Here is a 17,443-nt window from a genome sequence, read left to right on the forward strand (position 1 = left end):
CTATTCAGCGAAACGCGTAATCCAGCACTACCCCAATGAACACCAGCAACCCCGCCCAGTGATTGTGCAGAAACGCCTTAAAGCACGACTCCCGGTCCAGCTTGCGTGTCGACCAGTATTCCCAGGCAAAGCACGCCGCAGCGCCCAGCAGCCCCAGGTGGAACCAGCCCCCCAGGTCAAAGCGGCTACCCGCCAACAACAAGCACCCCAGCGACAGCAACTGCAAGGTCAGGATGATGTTGCGGTCCGCGTCACCGAACAGAATCGCTGTGGACTTCACGCCAATCTTCAGGTCGTCATCGCGGTCGACCATGGCGTAGTAGGTGTCGTAACCCACCGTCCATAACAGGTTGGCGATGTACAGCAGCCAGGCGCTGGCCGGCAATTCGCCACCTGCGGCGGTGAAAGCCATGGGAATACCCCAGGAGTACGCCGCCCCCAGCACCACCTGTGGGTAGTAGGTGTAGCGCTTCATGAACGGGTAGCAGAACGCCAACGCCACCGCGCCGAACGACAGCCAGACCGTGCGGCTGTTGGTGCACAGCACCAGCAGGAAACTCACCCCGACCAGCATCGCAAACAGTGCCAGCGCCTCGCGTGGCCGCACGCGGCCACTGGCCAGGGGGCGGTCGGCGGTGCGCTTGACGTGGCCATCCACCTTGCGGTCAGCGAAGTCGTTGATGCAGCAGCCGGCCGCGCGCATCAGCACCACGCCAAGGCCGAAGATCAGCACATTGGCCAAGGTCGGTGAACCGTTGCCGGCAATCCACACTGCCGACAGCGTCGGCCATAGCAGCAGGTAGATGCCGATCGGGCGGTCCATGCGGCTGAGCTGGACAAAGTCCCAGGCCCGCGGGTGCAGGCGGTTGAGCGACTTGAGCAGTTGCAGGTACATCAGCGGTTTTCCTCCTTGGCCGCTTGCCACAATGCCGGCAGGAACACTTCTGCCACCAGCAGGTCCAGGCCGTCACGCTCGAAGCGCGAGCGGCGGCCCCAAAGCGCCGCATGGGCGGCTTCGGGCGGCAGCCAGGCCTGTGGATAACTGCACACTTCGAGCGGGTGGCGGATGAATGCCTGGTCGCAGAACAGCAACTCGCCCAGCGAGCGGCTGCCCAGGGTTTCCAGGTCCAGGCCACCACGCTCCAGGGCGCTGCGACTGGCCACGCTGCGGGCGAACACCCAAGGTTGGCCATGGCCGCGCAAGTACACCTCGCGCACCCAGCCTTCGGCGCCGGCGGCGATACCCAGCGCCTGGCATTCGTCATCGCGCAGCGGCTGCCAGCCCTCGAACAGCGGGGTGACGGAGAAGTGATCGAAGGACAGGCGGGTCAGGCGGCGAGTCAGCGAGCCCTCGTCGAACAGCCAGTCAAGAGTAGGCTGGTCGATGTCGGTCGCCAGCTGTGAATACGGCAGCCACGCGACAGCGGCTGCTAGCGGGGATTCGTACGACACGTCGGTCTGCTTGTTACAACCAGAGAGGCGGCGAGCTTAGCATGATTGCCCCGAGTGCTTGCATACTGCGGGCAGGGCCGATAAAAAGCCCCCCATGAATTGCGCGTCGGCACCTGCGACAGGGCCCTCAGCAGCAACACGAAACCAAGCCTGAACCGAGGAAATCCACCCCCATGAAAAAGTGGCAATGTATTGTCTGTGGCCTGATCTACGACGAAGCCGAAGGCTGGCCCGACGACGGTATCGCCCCTGGCACCCGTTGGGAAGATGTGCCTGAAGACTGGCTGTGCCCCGACTGCGGCGTCGGCAAAAGCGATTTTGAAATGATCTCCATCGGCTAATCGAGGAAAGCACGACATGACGTCCCCTGTGGTAATCATTGGTACCGGCCTTGCGGGCTACAACCTGGCCCGTGAATTTCGCAAGCTCGATGCGCAGACGCCGCTGCTGCTGATCACCGCCGACGACGGTCGTTCGTACTCCAAGCCCATGCTGTCCATGGGCTTTGCCAAGCAGAAGGACGCCGACGGCCTGTGCATGGCCGAGCCGGGCGTCATGGCCGCACAGCTGAACGCTGAAATCCGCACCCACACCCGCATCAGCGGCATCGACCCGGGCCACAAGCGGCTGTGGATCGGCGAAGAGGCCGTGGAATACCGCGACCTGGTGCTGGCCTGGGGCGCACAGACCGTGCAGGTGCCGATCGAGGGTGATGGCAGCCACCTGGTGTTCCCGATCAACGACCTGGAAGACTACGCGCGCTTCCGTGCCGCCGCCGTCGGCAAGCAGCGTGTGCTGATTCTCGGTGCCGGCCTGATCGGCTGCGAATTCGCCAACGACATGAGCCTGGGCGGCTTCAAGGTCGATGTAGTGGCGCCATGCGAACAAGTCATGCCGCCGCTGCTGCACCCGGCTGCCGCAGCGGCGGTGCAGGCTGGGCTGCAGGGCCTGGGCGTAAGCTTCCACCTGGGGCCGGTGCTGACCCGCCTGCAACAGGTAGCTCAAGGCCTGGAGGCGCACCTGTCGGATGGCAGCGTGATCGCGTGCGACCTGGTGGTATCGGCCATCGGCCTGCGCCCGCGTACCGACCTGGCCGCCGCAGCCGGCTTGCGGACCAATCGTGGTGTCAGCGTAGACCGCGAATTGCGCACGTCCCACGCCAACATCTTTGCCCTGGGTGACTGTGCCGAAGTGGATGGCATCAACCTGCTCTATGTGATGCCGCTGATGAGTTGTGCGCGGGCACTGGCCCAAACCCTGGCAGGCAAGCCGACCGCGGTTGCCTACGGGCCGATGCCGATTACCGTGAAAACCCCGGCCTGCCCGCTGGTGGTTTCGCCACCGCCTCTGGGCAACGAAGGGACTTGGCAGGTGGAGGGGCAGGGCAGTGACCTCAAGGTGCTCTGCCATGGCGCTGACGGCAAATTGTTGGGCTATGCCCTGACCGGGGCAGCCGTGATGGACAAGCTGTCACTGAATCGCCAGTTGCCACCGGTAATGGCGTAAATAGAGGGCGTTCTGTCGGATTTATCCTGTTGTTGCCCGCACAATGGCCGGCCTGATACTGGCGCGGCCTCTGAGCACGTGCCATTCTCACTCCCGTCTGCCGCAGATTAGAGCCTGCGGTGCCTTGAGCGCTGCTCCTAAAGGCAGCACGGCATAACAACAAGAATTCCGTCAAAGAGGCTTCACTATGCGCAAACCAGAACTCGCCGCCGTCATCGCCGAAAAGGCCGATCTGACCAAGGAAAAGGCCAATCAGGTTTTGAACGCGATTCTCGACAGCATCACCGGTGCCCTGGACAAGGACACCGTGACCCTGGTCGGTTTCGGCACCTTCGAAAAACGCCATCGCGGTGCACGTACCGGCAAGAACCCTCAAACCGGCGAGCCGGTCAAGATCAAGGCCAGCAACACCGTGGCCTTCAAGCCAGGCAAGAACCTCAAGGACAGCGTCAATCCCCCAGCCGCGCCTAGCAAGGCCGCCAAGAAAAAGTAAGCTTGCGCTGACGACGCGTTGATCCCGAACGGGCGCCTTCATGGCGCCCGTTGTGCTTTACACGCAGTAACTGCTGCGAACTTGCATAATCAGGTCGTTAAGAGGATAAACTGCGCAACTTAGTCACTTTTCAATCGAGGCGCGTCGATGAAGTTCCGCTTTCTTCTCTGGGCCATGGGGCTGCTGATGGCCAGGGCCAGCCGTAACAATCCGGCATTCCAGCAGCAGCTCAAGGGCAAGGACCTGGTGTTCCAGATGCAGACGCTGGATGGCAAGGTTGCCAGGCACTTCGTCGTCAACAACGAGCGCATCAGCAGCAAGGGCGGGGCCCATCCGCAGCCTGCCTTTGCCATTGCCTTCAAGGACGCGGCCTATGGCTTTGCCACGATGCAGGCGGGCAACAAGCAGTTGGCGTTCATGCAGGGGATTCAGGACAAGAACATCCAGATCAAGGGCAATCCGGCGCTGGTGATGTGGTTCCAGGGGCTGATGAAGTACCTGAAACCCAAGAAGAAAGGCTGAAATTGCCGGGGCCGCGATGCGGCCCCAGAAGTCTCAATGCGGTGCGTGGAACTGCGAAGCCAGTTCTCGCAACAGGTTCTCGGCCTCGAGCACCTTGTTCACCACATCCTCGGCCTTGTCCCGGGTAATCCCCAAACGCTCCAGTAGCTCGTCAGGGATCTCTTCCTGCGGCCCAGTGCCGATCCCCCGTGAGCGCAGCAGGCGAGTGGCCAGGCACACCAGGTTGGGGAACGCCGAGTACTCGCCGTCATAGGCCGGGTCGTGCTGGAAGCGCAGGGCGGTCGACAGCTCTTCGGGCATGTCCCACAGCTTCATCAGCCAGGCCCCGATCTGCTCGCGGCTGATGCCCAGCAGGTGCTGCTCCACGTAGGTGTGGTTCAGGTGCGGGTTGACCTCCAGGTGGCGGCAGATCAGCGAGAAGTGCGGCGGGAACACATGCGCCAGCAGCAAGTAGCCAAAGTTGTGCAGCAGCCCGGCCAGGTAGGTGAGCCCGGCTTCGGGGCGCTCTGCCCGAGGCATGGCGCGGGTCAGGCCTTCGATGATTGCAGCGGTGTAGATCGACTGCTGCCAATAGGGCGTTGCCTGCTGTGGGTGGTCTTTTGGCAGGCTCAAGGTTTTGCCCAGTGCCAGGCCAAGGGCCAGATTGATCACCAAGTCGAAGCCCAGCACGCGGACAATGGCGTCTTCCACCGAGCGGATCTTGCCCGGCGAGGCGTAATAGGGCGACGCGGCCCAGCTCACCACTTGCGCTGCCAGCGCCGGGTCTGTTTCGACCACGCCCGTGATGTCATCGATACTGGCGTTGGGGTCTACCCGTAGCTTGATGATTTTTTGCGCGGTGTCGGCCAGCGGTGGGATTTCGATGGTTTCTTCCAGGCGCTTCTGAATGCGTCGGGCAGTGAAGGCCTGGACGGCATTGGTGATTTCCCGGGTGTCGTCATCGGGGCGGTCGAGGTTGGGGCTGATGGCCTCGACTTCCTGACCGAAGTTGCTGGCGCTGGCTTTGGCCAGCATACGCTTGAAGTTCGCGCGTTCGATTTCCAGCAGCAGGCCGGCTTCGCCCGACTGGATATAGACGGTCTCGGCGTCGAGCAAGCTCTTTTCGTACTGGCACGGCGAGCTGGTCAGCGCCGGGATACCCGGCAAGGCCTTGAGCTGGTGCTTGTCGAGCATCTGCTTCAGTCGCGGCACCGACACAGCGGTGAGCTTGCGCCCGGTCAGCTCGGCCAGGCGGTTGAGGTCCAGCAGTTGGCTCTGCGGGAACAGCACCATGAGGGCGCCGACCTCGTCGTCGAGAAGCACCGCCTGCACCCGCGAAGCCGCAGGCAGCTGCGGGTGTTCGACCACCTCGCGGTAGGCCACGCCGAGTTTGTCGAGCAGCAGCCTGATGACAGAGGGGGCGTGTGGGGTTGCGGTGTCCAGGGCAACTTCAGTCATGGTCCGTATCCACTGTTTCTTTTAAACGCGAAGTATAACCAGCCTGCGAGCAAATCTGGATCCATTCTGGGACTAGCGTCACACTTGGCCATATTGCTGGCCATGGCGCAGCCAGCGGTCGAGTAGCGGGCTGACATGATCCGGCCAGCGCGCGACCAGGGCTTGAGCGGCGTCTCGCACAGCCGGCAGCAGGTCGGCGTCGCGCATCAGGTCGGCGACCTTGAACTGCAGCAGGCCGGTTTGGCGGGTGCCCAGCATCTCGCCCGGACCACGCAGCTCAAGGTCCTTTTCGGCGATGATGAAGCCATCGTTGGTTTCGCGCATGATCCCCAAGCGCTCGCGACCGATCTGCGACAGCGGTGGGTGGTACAGCAGCACGCAATGGCTGACGGCGCTGCCACGGCCAACCCGGCCGCGCAGCTGGTGCAGTTGGGCAAGGCCCAGGCGTTCGGGGTTTTCGATGATCATCAGGCTGGCGTTGGGTACGTCCACGCCGACTTCGATGACAGTGGTCGCGACCAGCAACTGCAACTCACCGGCCTTGAACTGCGCCATGATCTCGGCTTTTTCCGCAGGTTTCATGCGGCCGTGAATCAGGCCCACACGCAGTTCGCCCAAGGCGCTGCCGAGTTCTTCATAAGTGCTTTCGGCTGCCTGACAGGTCAGCTCTTCAGACTCTTCGATCAGGGTGCACACCCAATAGGCCTGGCGCCCCTCGGCGCAAGCGGCGCGAACCCGCTCCACCACCTCGAAGCGGCGGCTGTCGGCCACCAGCACCGTGTTCACCGGGGTACGCCCAGGCGGCAGTTCGTCGAGCACCGAGGTGTCCAGGTCGGCATAGGCGCTCATGGCCAGGGTGCGCGGAATAGGCGTGGCAGTCATGATCAGCTGGTGTGGGCACAGCTCGCCGGCCACGCCTTTTTTGCGCAGGGCCAGGCGTTGCTGTACGCCGAACCGGTGCTGTTCGTCGATGATCGCCAGGGCCAGGTGCTTGAACTTGACCTCTTCCTGGAACAGCGCGTGGGTGCCGACCACCATGGGTGCACCGTTGGCGATCTGCTCCAACGAGGCTGCCCGGGCCTTGCCCTTGAGCTTGCCAGCCAGCCACGCCACTTCGATGCCAAGCGGTTCGAGCCAGCGTTTGAAGGTGATGTAGTGCTGTTCGGCGAGAATCTCGGTGGGTGCCATCAGCGCCACCTGGTAGCCCGCTTCCAGGCCCTGCAACGCAGCCAGGGCGGCAACCACGGTCTTGCCCGCCCCCACATCGCCTTGTACCAGGCGCATCATTGGCGCGTGCTGGCTGAGGTCGTAGGCAATTTCGTTGGCTACCCGCTGCTGCGCGCCGGTCGGCTGGAAGCCTAGGTTGGCCAGGTATTGCGCCTGCAGGCGCGTGGCCTTGGGCAATACCGGTGCACGCAGGCTGCGCAGGCTTTCGCGCAGGCGTTGTTGCGACAGCTGATGGGTCAGCAGCTCTTCGAAGGCCAGGCGGTGCTGGGCCCAGTGCTGGCCTTCGGCAAGCTCGTCGAGGTCGGCGTCGGCCGGTGGGTTGTGCAGGTAGCGAATGGCTTCGTCCAGCGGCGCCAGCTGGTAGTCCCGCGCCAGTTCGTCCGGCAACCAGTCGGGCAGGCTGCGTGGGCCGAGCAGGCCAAGGCTCTGTTGGCACAACAGGCGCAGGCGTTGCTGGGTAAGGCCTTCGGTGGAGGGGTAGATCGGCGTCAGGGTCTGCTCGACCGGTGGCGGCGGCTCGTCGCCGTTCAGTGCGCGGTACTCTGGGTGGTAGATTTCCAGGCCCGAAGCGCCGGGGCGGGCTTCGCCGTAGCAGCGCAGGTGAGTGCCGCGCTTCAGGCCCTCCTTCTGCGCGTTGCTGAAGTGGTAGAAGCGCAGTGTCAGCACGCCGCTGCCATCACCCAGGCGCACCACCAGGCTGCGGCGCTTGCCCATGGTCACGTCGCTACCACTGACCACCCCCTCGATCACCGCATCCTGGCCGGGGCGCAGTTGGCCAATCGGTACCACTCGGGTGCGGTCCTGGTAGCGCAGGGGTAGGTGGAACAGCACGTCTTGCAGGTTTTCCAGGCCGACCTTGGCGAGCTTTTCCGCCATGGCCTCACCAACACCTTTCAGTACCGTGACCGGGACTTTCGACAGCTCACTCATGACTCAGGCCGGCTGTTCCGCAGGGTTTTTTGCGACCGAGCACAGGCGGATCGAGTCAGCGAGGATCTCGATGGCCTTGGGCCGAGGGAAGCTGGCGCGCCAGGCGATGGCCACGGTACGGAACGGTGCCGGTGCCGTCAGCGGGCGCACTTCGATGACGCCGGGGGCGTAGTGATGGCTGTGCACGGCCGACAGCGGCAGGATCGACACGCCAAGGCCCGAGGCCACCATGTGGCGGATGGTTTCCAGCGAACTGGACTCGACCGTGGTGTGCCTGGAGCCTTCTCCCCCCTTGTTCAAGGTTGGGCAGGCTTCCAGTACCTGGTCACGGAAGCAGTGGCCTTCACCGAGCAGCAACAGGCTCTTGTCGTTGAGCATGGCGGTGTCGATGGTCTTCTTCGCCGTCCACGGGTGGTCGGCAGGCATCAAGGCGCAGAACGGTTCGTCGTACAGCGGCAAGGTCAGCACGTCGGCTTCGTTGAACGGCAGGGCGATGATCACCGCGTCCAGTTCGCCGTTGCGCAGCTTTTCGCGCAGTACGTGGGTGAAGTTTTCTTCGATGTACAGCGGCATCTGCGGCGCCACGCGGTGCAGTTGCGGGATCAGATGCGGGAACAGGTAGGGGCCGACGGTGTAGATGGCACCGACCTTGAGCGGGGCGGTCAGCTGGTTCTTGCCGGCCTGCGCCAGTTCGCGAATGCCTTGGGCCTGCTCCAGTACCTTCTGCGCCTGGGCAACGATGCTTTCACCGACCGGGGTCAGGCGTACCGCGCTTTTGCTGCGCTCGAAGATCAGAACGCCAAGCTCATCCTCGAGCTTCTTCACACCGACCGACAGGGTCGGCTGGCTCACGTGGCAGCGCTCGGCGGCGTGGCCGAAGTGCTGTTCCTGGGCGAGTGTGACGATGTAGCGTAATTCTGTGAGGGTCATAACGTGCGTCCATGAAGTTGCGGGCCCAGCATAGCGGCTGCAATCGATAGACGCACGTTATCAGACTTGCCGATTTGTGACAGAAACAAAAGTCTCAGCGGCGGTCCAGTGAGTAGACGAACGGTGCCACGACTTCGATCGTGCCATTGTTCAGCAACTCGGGTGGCGGCTTGGGTACCGTGCCGGCCCGACGGATCATTTCCAGGGTCGCCCGGTCCAGTGCGGCGCTGCCCGAACCACCGGCCATGGAGTACGACACCACCTTGCCTTCGGCGTCGACCACGAAGCGCAGGCGGTTGATGCCTTGCAGGCCGCGACGGCGCGCGTCTTCCGGGTAACGCTTGTATTTGGCCAGGTGGCGCAGCAGGTCGCTCTGCCAGGTGGGCAGGGCGTTGCTGTTGGACGCAATGCTCGGTGCCGGTGCCGCGGACTTCTGCGGTGGCGTGTTGCTGGGCGGTGCGTCTACCGTTTGCTCGGTTGGCGGCGCTTCCTTCGGCGGCTCAGGCTTTTTCTCGGGCTTGGGCGGCTGTGGCTTGGCCTTCGGCTTGGGCGGCTTGTGGACGGCGATCTTGGGCTTGGGCGCTTCCACCAGCTTCGGCAATGGCAGTTCTTCGACCGGTGCCGGTGGCTGTGGAGCCGCTTTCGGTGGTGGTGGTGGCGCAGGCTCCGGTAGCGGTGCCAGTTCGACCATCATCGCTGCCGGGGGCAGTTCGATGGCCTGGGGCACCGACCAGTTGAGCGTCAGCAGCACGGCGACCACGTGCACGCCCAGCACGATCGCCAGGCTGCCACCGTAGCGCGCCATGTTCGAGCGCGTTTTCGTCATTTCTTGGCTGCCGTCTCGAGACCTACCAGACCGACCTTGAGGTAGCCGGCCGCGCGCATGTTGTTCATCACTTCCATCAGGTCACCGTAATCCACGCCTTTGTCGGCCTGGAAGAAGATGGTGGTTTCCTTGTCACCCTTGGTCTTGGCGTCGAGCATCGGGCCAAGCTGTTCGGGCGCAGCAACCTGATCGTCGCCGACGTACAGCTTCTGGTCGGCCTTGACGCTGACGAACACCGGCTTCTCGGGCCTCGGCGCCGGTTTGGCGGTCGAGGCCGGCAGGTCGACCTTGATGTCGACCGTGGCCAAGGGGGCTGCGACCATGAAGATGATCAGCAGCACCAGCATTACGTCGATGAACGGCGTAACGTTGATTTCGTGGTTTTCGGCGAGGTCGTCGCCACCTTCGTTGAGATGCAGGCCCATGGTTTACCCCACTTTCACCATGTGCGGGGCAGCGCGCTCGCTGCCCTGGTGGTCCAGGTCACGGCTGACCAGCAGCAGTACCTGTGCGGAGGCGTCGGACACCTGGGCCTTGTAGCCGGCAATGGAACGGGCGAAGACGTTGTAGATGACCACAGCCGGGATTGCCGCGACCAGACCCAGGGCGGTGGCCAGCAGGGCTTCGGCGATACCTGGGGCAACCACGGCCAGGTTGGTGGTCTGGGTCTTGGCGATGCCGATGAAGCTGTTCATGATGCCCCATACGGTACCGAACAGACCGACGAACGGCGCGGTGGAGCCGATGGTGGCCAGGACGCCGGTGCCGCTGCTCATGGTGCGGCCGCTGGCATGCACCAAGCGCTCCAGGCGGAAGCTGACGCGTTCCTTGATACCCTCTTTTTCACGGGCGTTGGCCGACAGACGCATTTCTTCGAGGGCATCGTGGACCAGCGTGTGGGCCAGGGTGCCTTCCTTGTTGGAGACTTCGCTGGCTTCTTTAAGGGTGGTGGATTTCTTCAGCTGGGCAATTTCACCCCGCAGGCGACGTTTGGCGCCCATCAGCTCGAAGCCTTTGGCGATCCAGATGGTCCAGGTGATGATGGAGGCGATGGCCAGGCCGATCATGACGATCTTCACCACGATGTCGGCGTTCTTGTACATGCCCCAAGGGGACAGGTCGTGCGCCATGCCCAGCGAGGTGTCTTCAACCAGTGTATCGGTGGCGGGGTCGACCAGTACCTGCGAATCTGCCGGGGCGGCAGCTTGCGCTTGGCCTGCAGGTGCCTGGCCTTCCACGGCAGGTGCTGCCGGAGCGGCCGGAGCAGAGGCAGCGGCAGGCGTGGCGGCATTGGCAGTTGGCTCATCGGCCATGGCCACCGGGGCCAGCACCAGGCTGAGCGTCAGCGCGGCGATGGCGCGCCAGGCGCGCGACGGGGTTGGCGAAGCGGAAGGTTGAGTACGTGTCATGCTGGCCGGACCTGATGAAGAAAAAAGTGAGCGTTCTCCAAGGCCTCGAGGTAGGCCGAGAACAAATTGGCCGCCATTATTGCAAGTAATTCTTGTTAACAAAAGTAATCTTGTTGCTTTTTTCGCCTATGGTCTAGCCGCCCATCGTGTAGCGTGGCCGGGATGATCAATTGGTCTAGGGAGTTTAAAGATGTCAGACCTTTCCGTGATGGTGGTGGGTTGTGGTGATGTGGGTGGGCGTCTTGCCCTGCAGATGCTGGCTAAAGGTTGGCAGGTGAGTGGCCTGCGCCGTTCGGTCGAGCAGCTGCCAGCGGGCGTTCAACCAGTCGCCGCGGACCTGGCCGAGCCTTCGATCCCGCAAGCCTGGCCACAAGGCCCACTGGACTACCTGGTTTACTGCGTGGCGGCCAGCCAGCACGACGAGGCGGGTTACCAGGCGGCCTATGTTGATGGCTTGCGTCATGTGTTGGCCTGGCTGGTCGAGCGTGGCCAGCGCCCGCGTCGGCTGCTGTTCGTCTCCAGCAGCAGCGTGTATGCGCAGAAGGATGGCGAGTGGATCGAGGAAGGCGCGGCCACCGAACCGGAGGGCTATTCCGGGCGGGTGATGCTGGAGGCGGAACAGCTGGCGCGGGCCAGTGGCATCCCGGCGAGCGTGGTGCGCCTGACCGGTATCTATGGCCCAGGCCGCGAGTGGCTGTTGAGCCAGGTTCGCCAGGGCTACCGTGTGGCCGAGGAGCCGCCGCTGTATGGCAACCGCATTCATGCCGAGGATGCTGCCAGCCTGCTGGCGTTTCTGCTGCAGGCTGATGCCGATGGCATGGCGCTGGACGAATGCTACATCGGTGTCGACGACGACCCTGCGCCGCTGGCCGATGTGGTGGCCTGGCTGCGGGCGTACATGGGCGTTACCGAGTGGTCCGATGAGCAGCGGGTACGGCGCACCGGCAGCAAGCGCTGCAGCAATGCCCGGGCGCGCGCGTTGGGCTGGGCGCCGGTGTACCCAAGTTACAAGGAAGGCTATGCCGCGATCCTTCAAGGAAAAAATCAGTCTCAGGCCTGATGCGGTCCCTGTAGGAGCGGCCTTGTGTCGCGATGGGGCGCGCAGCGGCCCCAGGATTTCAGCGTCGCCGCATAGAATGCGGGGGCTGCTTCGCAGCCCTATCGCGACACAAGGCCGCGCCTACAGGAACCGCGCTCGATTTCAGCTGCGCTCCAGCACCCACTGACGCTTGCCTGCTGCCAGTTCCGGCATGTCGTCCGGCTGAGCACGGTTAACCGCCTGGAAAATCTCCAGCTTGTCGCCATCACGCTTGATGATGAACGGTGCACCACGCTGGTTGCGCTCCAGCCACAGGCTGTCATTGCTGCCGCCCATGGTTGCGCAATCGCCCGCCAGGCACAGGGCGAAGCGGTCCGGACCGGGCAGGCCGGTGACGCTACCGGTGTCGCTGAAACGTACATTGGCACCTTTGCCCTGGCCTTCGACGATCTTCCAGTCGCCGCCCAGGTAAGCCTGGTACAGCGCCTTTTCGAAGCTGCTGCCCAGTGGCGCATTGGCTGCAGCTGGCGCCTTGGCACGCACGAAGGTCTGCTTGGCGCCGCGCTGGTCGACAGCCAGCAACGCGTCACCATCAAGCGACAACTGCTCGGTCTGGCCGCCCTCGAAGCTGGCCTGCCATTGCTTGTCATTGGCGCTCAACTGGCCGTCAGCGGCCTCGAAACCATTGCTGTAGCTGGCTTGCTGGCTGGCAACGTCGAGTTTCCACTCGAATACCGGGCCGTGCTCGTTCAGTGCTTGGCGCAGGCTGCCGCCTTTGACCGCCGCAGTGATGGCGTCCTGGTTGATCCAGGTGCCGTTGAAATCTTCGGGTTTGTGGCTGGCGCAGCCGCCCAGTAGCAGGGCTGCCAGCGCGAGGGGCAGTGCTTGACGCATGACGGGTTGACCTTGCAGAGGAGAGAGGGTGACGGGCAGGGCGCCCGTCACCAGGGGCATCATTCGATGACCAGGATGGCGTCCATTTCGACCTGGGAGCCTTTCGGCAGCGCGGCTACGCCGATGGCGGCGCGGGCTGGGTAGGGCTGTTCGAAGTAGCGGCCCATCACCTCGTTGACCTTGGCGAAGTGGCTCAGGTCGGTGAGGAAGATGTTCAGCTTGACGATGTCCTTGAACGAACCACCAGCGGCTTCAGCCACGGCCTTGAGGTTCTCGAACACTTGCACGGTCTGGGCTTCGAAGCCTTCGACCAGTTCCATGGTCTTCGGGTCCAGCGGGATCTGGCCCGACATGTACACGGTGTTGCCGGCCTTGATCGCTTGCGAGTAGGTACCGATGGCGGCTGGGGCCTTGTCGCTGGTGATGACGGTCTTGCTCATGATGACTCCTTGCGGTTGGCGGACTACGTACGCATGCGGGTGATGCGGACCACACCGGTCAGGGTACGCAGCTTCTTGATCACACGCGCCAGGTGCACGCGGTCGTGCACGCTGACCACCAGTTGGACCACGCTGATACGGCCGTCGCGTTCGTCCATGCTGATTTTCTCGATGTTGCCGTCGGCGGCGTTGACACTGCTGGCCAGCAGGGCGATCAGGCCGCGCTGGTGTTCCAGTTCGACACGCAGTTCGACATTGAACTCGCCGGTGATGTCCTTGGCCCAGGAGAGCTGTACGCACTTTTCCGGGTTATGGCGGATTTCACTGATGTTGCGGCAGTTTTCCAGGTGCACGACCATGCCCTTGCCTGCCGACAGGTGGCCGACGATCGGGTCACCTGGGATCGGTGTGCAGCACTTGGCGTAGCTCAGCACCAGGCCTTCGGTACCGCGGATCGCCAGCGGGCCTTCCGGCGCCGGCAGCTGTTCGCCTTCGGCCGACAGCAGGCGACGGGCGACCACGTAGGCCATGCGGTTGCCCAGGCCGATGTCCTCGAGCAGGTCTTCGATCAGCTCCAGGCGGTACTCGGCCAGAATCGCTTGAATGCGCTCCTGGGGGATTTTTTCCAGGCTGCTGTCGAAGCCGGTGAGGACCTTGTTCAGCAGGCGCTCGCCCAGGCTGATGGACTCGGAGCGGCGCTGCTGCTTGAGCGCGTGGCGGATGTGCGTGCGCGCCTTGCCGGTGACCACGAAGTTGAGCCAGGCCGGGTTCGGTCGGGCGCCCGGGGCACTGACGATTTCCACTGTCGAGCCGCTTTGCAGCGGTTCGGACAGCGGCGCCAGGCGACGGTTGATGCGGCAGGCGATGCAGCTGTTGCCGACGTCGGTGTGCACCGCGTAGGCGAAGTCGACGGCCGTGGAGCCTTTGGGCAGCTCCATGATGCGGCCCTTGGGCGTGAACACGTAGACCTCGTCCGGGAACAGGTCGATCTTCACGCTCTCGATGAATTCCAGCGAGTTGCCGGCACGTTGCTGCAGCTCGAGGATGCCTTTGACCCACTGACGCGCGCGGGCGTGGCTGCCCTTGGGCTGTTCGTCGTCGTTGGACTTGTACAGCCAGTGCGCGGCGATGCCATTGTTGGCCATCTCTTCCATCTCGCGGGTGCGGATCTGGATTTCGATGGGCACGCCGTGCATGCCGAACAGCGTGGTGTGCAACGACTGGTAGCCGTTGGCCTTGGGGATCGCGATGTAATCCTTGAAGCGACCGGGCAGCGGCTTGTACAAGTTGTGCACGGCGCCAAGCACGCGGTAGCAGGTATCGACCTTGTCGACGATGATGCGGAAGGCATACACGTCCATGATCTCGTTGAAGGCACGGCGCTTGCCGCGCATCTTCTTGTAGATGCCATAGAGGTGTTTCTGCCGGCCGCTGACCTCGCCCTCGATACCATCGGCGGCCAGGCAGTTGGCCAGCGAGTGCTCGATCTTGGCGACGATCTCTTTACGGTTGCCGCGTGCGCTTTTCACCGCTCGGTGAATCAGCGACGAGCGCATCGGGTGCATGGCCTTGAAACCGAGGTCTTCGAACTCCACGCGCACGGTGTGCATCCCCAGGCGATTGGCGATGGGGGCGTAGATTTCGAGGGTTTCCTTGGCGATGCGCCGACGCTTTTCGCCGGACAGCACTTCCAGGGTGCGCATGTTATGCAGGCGGTCGGCCAGCTTGACCAGGATCACGCGGATATCGCGAGCCATGGCCATGGCCATCTTCTGGAAGTTCTCGGCCTGCGCCTCGGCCTTGGTCTCGAAGTTCATCTGGGTCAGCTTGCTGACCCCATCGACCAGCTCGGCCACGGTCTCGCCAAACTGCTGGCTGAGGGCTTCCTTGGCGATGCCGGTGTCTTCGATCACATCGTGCAGCATGGCCGCCATCAGGCTCTGATGGTCCATGTGCATGTCGGCGAGGATGCTGGCCACGGCCAGCGGATGCGTCACGTAGGGCTCGCCACTGCGGCGGCGCTGCCCATCGTGGGCCTGTTCGGCATAGAAATAGGCGCGCCGGACCAGGTTGACCTGTTCGGGGCCAAGATAGGTCGACAGCCGTTCGGCCAAGGCTTCTATACCCGGCATGGGTTCACCTCCTGCCGAGGAAGAGGGCCTTGCGCCGTGCGACGTCGACCTGGCATCAATCAGACAGCCTCGTTGTTCTCGTCCTCGAACGCGGCGAACACCGGATCCTCGGTGACGATCTCTTCAGCGGCGATGAATTCGTTGGTGACGATGCCTTCGGCGATTTCGCGCAGGGCAACAACGGTCGGCTTGTCGTTTTCCCACGCAACGCGTGGCTCTTTGCCGCCGGTCGCCAGCTGGCGAGCGCGCTTGGTCGAGAGCATGACCAGCTCGAAGCGGTTATCCACGTGTTCCAGGCAGTCTTCAACAGTTACGCGGGCCATGGTCTTCCTCAGTAGCAATTGCGGTGGGCGTGCAGCCCAATAATGGGCAGGCGGACTCGATAGTATAAAAATTCACCAGCCAATAGGGAAGCGCTGTTTTGCCGGGCGGTCACCTAGAAGCCCTGTGTTTGCTTCTTTGTGGCCAACCCGCTCGCTCAGGCATCGCCTGCCCCGTGGAAGTGGGTTGGCCCGCGAAAGAGCCGGAACAGACAGCCGCGATACTTGAGCCTGACGATAACCTCAGAGCATCGCGTCACGCAACCGCGGGGTCAGTTCCTCGAACAGGGTCTGAACCGAGCGCAATGCACGGCAATCCGGCCGGGTCAGCAGCCACAGCTGGGTGTCGCAGCCGGGCAGCGGGCCGCTCAGTGCATCCACCCCAGGCAGCGCGTGCACCATGTAGTCCGGCAATGCCGCCACGCCCAGGCCTGCGGTGACCAACTGGGCGATGGTCGACATGCTGCTGCACTGGTAGCGTGGGCTCAGCCCTGGGTGCTGCTGGTTGCGCCAGACCACCGTGGGGTGGTCCTGCATCGAGTCGTCAGGGGCGATCCACGGCACGCTGCCGGGCGACTCGGTCAGGCGTTCGCGCCACTGCGGCTGGCCGCAGACGACATAAGAAGTAGAGCCCAGGTTGCGGCCCACCAGGTGCTCTGGTGGCGTGTTGGTCAGGCGCAAGGCGATGTCGGCGTCGCGCCGGCTGAGGTTGGCGAAGGTGTTGGAGGTGCCCATCTCCAGCGACAAGGCCGGGTAGTTGGGCATGAACTCGGCCAGTGCCGGCAGCAGCAGGCTGTGCATCACCGCCTCGGTACAGGTCACGCGCACCGTGCCGCTGACCACTTGCTCGCCACTGGTCATGGCAATGCGCGCCGCCTCCAGCGCCTGCTCGGCGCGCTCGGCCTGCTCGGCCAGGGCCTGGGCGGTGTCGGTCGGCAAGTAGCCCTTGCGGCTCTTGACGAACAAGGCTGTGCCCAGCGCCGACTCCAGCCGGCGGATCGAGCGGAACACCGTCGAAACGTCGACTTTGAGTAGCTCGGCGGCTTTGGCCAGCGAGCGGCCACGTTCCAGTGCCAGGACCAGAGAGAGGTCGGCGTGGGTAATCTGATATTGCATTGGTGCACGCTCTGCTTGCCGAATTGCCAATGTCTGTTGCGTCGGAGCCATTTTATAGTGAAACGGCCCCCCGGAATCAATGCGCCCGGTCGGGTAACCAATCCCCACGATGGGAAAGTGAAAAGAACAACAGCTGCAACCATCGTCGCCCGTGAGGCGCCAGCCGTATCCCCACATCGCCGCAGCACATCAAAGGATGTACACCATGACGTCGGTAACCCCGTGCGCCAGTTCTTCCAGCGAGATGAATGACTTCCTCCAGGCCCATCCGGACACGCAGTATGTAGACCTGCTGATCTCCGACATGAATGGCGTGGTACGTGGCAAGCGCATCGAGCGGGCCAGCCTGCACAAGGTGTACGAGAAGGGCATCAACCTGCCGGCTTCGCTGTTCGCCCTGGACATCAACGGCTCCACGGTCGAGAGCACCGGCCTTGGCCTGGACATCGGCGATGCCGACCGCATCTGCTTCCCGATCCCCGGCACGCTGTCGGACGAGCCCTGGCAGAAGCGCCCCACCGCGCAGTTGCTGATGACCATGCACGAACTGGATGGCCAGCCGTTCTTCGCCGACCCGCGTGAAGTGCTGCGCCAGGTGGTGAGCAAGTTCGACGACCTGGGCCTGGATATCTGCGCGGCGTTCGAGCTGGAGTTCTACCTGATCGACCAGGACAACCTCAACGGTCGTCCACAGCCGCCGCGCTCACCGATTTCCGGCAAGCGCCCGCAGTCAACCCAGGTGTACCTGATCGACGACCTCGACGAATACG

The 17,443-nt window shown here is 63.4% G+C and carries 18 protein-coding genes and 1 pseudogene; 6 read left to right on the top strand and 13 right to left on the bottom strand.

The window, feature by feature from the left end:
• Nucleotides 1-4: 4 nt before the first annotated feature.
• Entirely contained in the window at nucleotides 5-895 is an 891-nt protein-coding gene (gene ubiA, locus APH42_RS18585) for a 4-hydroxybenzoate octaprenyltransferase (RefSeq protein WP_012274846.1), read from the bottom strand.
• Complete coding sequence (locus tag APH42_RS18590) at nucleotides 895-1,452, bottom strand: chorismate lyase (RefSeq protein ID WP_012274845.1); 558 nt, start codon at nucleotides 1,450-1,452, stop codon at nucleotides 895-897. The genes ubiA and APH42_RS18590 overlap by 1 nt, the downstream gene beginning before the upstream one ends.
• 173 nt (nucleotides 1,453-1,625) lie before the next feature.
• On the opposite strand from APH42_RS18590, the gene APH42_RS18595 reads away from it, so the two are divergent.
• The 4 genes from APH42_RS18595 to APH42_RS18610 all read left to right on the top strand — a co-directional run bounded on the left by APH42_RS18595 (nucleotide 1,626) and on the right by APH42_RS18610 (nucleotide 3,973).
• Entirely contained in the window at nucleotides 1,626-1,793 is a 168-nt protein-coding gene (locus APH42_RS18595; RefSeq protein WP_003253349.1) for a rubredoxin, read from the top strand.
• A 16-nt stretch (nucleotides 1,794-1,809) separates the two neighbouring features.
• Nucleotides 1,810-2,958: an NAD(P)/FAD-dependent oxidoreductase gene (locus APH42_RS18600; RefSeq protein WP_060493971.1), complete on the top strand. Its 1,149-nt coding sequence runs from the start codon at nucleotides 1,810-1,812 to the stop codon at nucleotides 2,956-2,958.
• A 187-nt stretch (nucleotides 2,959-3,145) separates the two neighbouring features.
• Nucleotides 3,146-3,451 (top strand): HU family DNA-binding protein, encoded by a 306-nt coding sequence (locus APH42_RS18605; RefSeq protein WP_012274843.1) that lies wholly within the window; start codon nucleotides 3,146-3,148, stop codon nucleotides 3,449-3,451.
• 147 nt (nucleotides 3,452-3,598) lie between these two features.
• Nucleotides 3,599-3,973 (top strand): SCP2 sterol-binding domain-containing protein, encoded by a 375-nt coding sequence (locus APH42_RS18610; RefSeq protein WP_012274842.1) that lies wholly within the window; start codon nucleotides 3,599-3,601, stop codon nucleotides 3,971-3,973.
• 33 nt (nucleotides 3,974-4,006) lie between these two features.
• Here the strand turns inward: APH42_RS18610 and APH42_RS18615 are convergent, their stop codons facing one another.
• The 6 genes from APH42_RS18615 to exbB all read right to left on the bottom strand — a co-directional run bounded on the left by APH42_RS18615 (nucleotide 4,007) and on the right by exbB (nucleotide 10,732).
• A complete protein-coding gene (locus tag APH42_RS18615; protein WP_012274841.1) occupies nucleotides 4,007-5,410 on the bottom strand; it encodes an aminoacyl-tRNA deacylase and HDOD domain-containing protein in 1,404 nt (467 codons plus the stop codon).
• Between the two features lie 78 nt (nucleotides 5,411-5,488).
• Complete coding sequence (recG, locus tag APH42_RS18620; RefSeq protein ID WP_012274840.1) at nucleotides 5,489-7,567, bottom strand: ATP-dependent DNA helicase RecG; 2,079 nt, start codon at nucleotides 7,565-7,567, stop codon at nucleotides 5,489-5,491.
• 3 nt (nucleotides 7,568-7,570) lie between these two features.
• Nucleotides 7,571-8,497 (bottom strand): hydrogen peroxide-inducible genes activator, encoded by a 927-nt coding sequence (locus APH42_RS18625; RefSeq protein ID WP_012274839.1) that lies wholly within the window; start codon nucleotides 8,495-8,497, stop codon nucleotides 7,571-7,573.
• Between the two features lie 94 nt (nucleotides 8,498-8,591).
• Nucleotides 8,592-9,323, bottom strand: coding sequence for an energy transducer TonB (locus APH42_RS18630; RefSeq protein ID WP_012274838.1), 732 nt, complete (start codon nucleotides 9,321-9,323; stop codon nucleotides 8,592-8,594).
• Nucleotides 9,320-9,748: a TonB system transport protein ExbD gene (gene exbD / locus APH42_RS18635; protein ID WP_012274837.1), complete on the bottom strand. Its 429-nt coding sequence runs from the start codon at nucleotides 9,746-9,748 to the stop codon at nucleotides 9,320-9,322. Before exbD ends, APH42_RS18630 begins: the two co-directional genes overlap by 4 nt.
• A 3-nt stretch (nucleotides 9,749-9,751) precedes the next feature.
• The gene (gene exbB, locus APH42_RS18640) at nucleotides 9,752-10,732 is read right to left on the bottom strand and encodes a tonB-system energizer ExbB (RefSeq protein ID WP_012274836.1); all 981 of its coding nucleotides are present in this window, start codon (nucleotides 10,730-10,732) and stop codon (nucleotides 9,752-9,754) included.
• Nucleotides 10,733-10,922: 190 nt separating this feature from the next.
• Here exbB and APH42_RS18645 point away from each other — a divergent pair, with 190 nt between their 5' ends.
• On the top strand, nucleotides 10,923-11,792 hold the full coding sequence (locus APH42_RS18645; RefSeq protein WP_012274835.1) for an SDR family oxidoreductase: 870 nt from the start codon (nucleotides 10,923-10,925) through the stop codon (nucleotides 11,790-11,792).
• Between the two features lie 141 nt (nucleotides 11,793-11,933).
• On the opposite strand, the gene APH42_RS18650 is transcribed toward APH42_RS18645, so the two are convergent.
• The 5 genes from APH42_RS18650 to APH42_RS18670 all read right to left on the bottom strand — a co-directional run bounded on the left by APH42_RS18650 (nucleotide 11,934) and on the right by APH42_RS18670 (nucleotide 16,673).
• On the bottom strand, nucleotides 11,934-12,665 hold the full coding sequence (locus tag APH42_RS18650) for a hypothetical protein (protein WP_041166619.1): 732 nt from the start codon (nucleotides 12,663-12,665) through the stop codon (nucleotides 11,934-11,936).
• A 59-nt stretch (nucleotides 12,666-12,724) separates the two neighbouring features.
• The gene (locus APH42_RS18655; protein ID WP_012274833.1) at nucleotides 12,725-13,105 is read right to left on the bottom strand and encodes a RidA family protein; all 381 of its coding nucleotides are present in this window, start codon (nucleotides 13,103-13,105) and stop codon (nucleotides 12,725-12,727) included.
• Nucleotides 13,106-13,128: 23 nt separating this feature from the next.
• Complete coding sequence (gene spoT, locus APH42_RS18660) at nucleotides 13,129-15,237, bottom strand: bifunctional GTP diphosphokinase/guanosine-3',5'-bis pyrophosphate 3'-pyrophosphohydrolase (RefSeq protein ID WP_019471052.1); 2,109 nt, start codon at nucleotides 15,235-15,237, stop codon at nucleotides 13,129-13,131.
• 59 nt (nucleotides 15,238-15,296) lie between these two features.
• Entirely contained in the window at nucleotides 15,297-15,560 is a 264-nt protein-coding gene (gene rpoZ / locus APH42_RS18665) for a DNA-directed RNA polymerase subunit omega (protein ID WP_003253383.1), read from the bottom strand.
• A gap of 240 nt (nucleotides 15,561-15,800) precedes the next feature.
• Complete coding sequence (locus APH42_RS18670; protein ID WP_012274831.1) at nucleotides 15,801-16,673, bottom strand: LysR family transcriptional regulator; 873 nt, start codon at nucleotides 16,671-16,673, stop codon at nucleotides 15,801-15,803.
• A 205-nt stretch (nucleotides 16,674-16,878) separates the two neighbouring features.
• Here APH42_RS18670 and APH42_RS18675 point away from each other — a divergent pair.
• Nucleotides 16,879-17,443 (top strand): annotated as a pseudogene (locus tag APH42_RS18675) (glutamine synthetase); the annotation flags it as partial.

Source organism: Pseudomonas sp. NBRC 111140, assembly GCF_001320885.1.
Lineage (GTDB): Bacteria > Pseudomonadota > Gammaproteobacteria > Pseudomonadales > Pseudomonadaceae > Aquipseudomonas > Aquipseudomonas putida_P.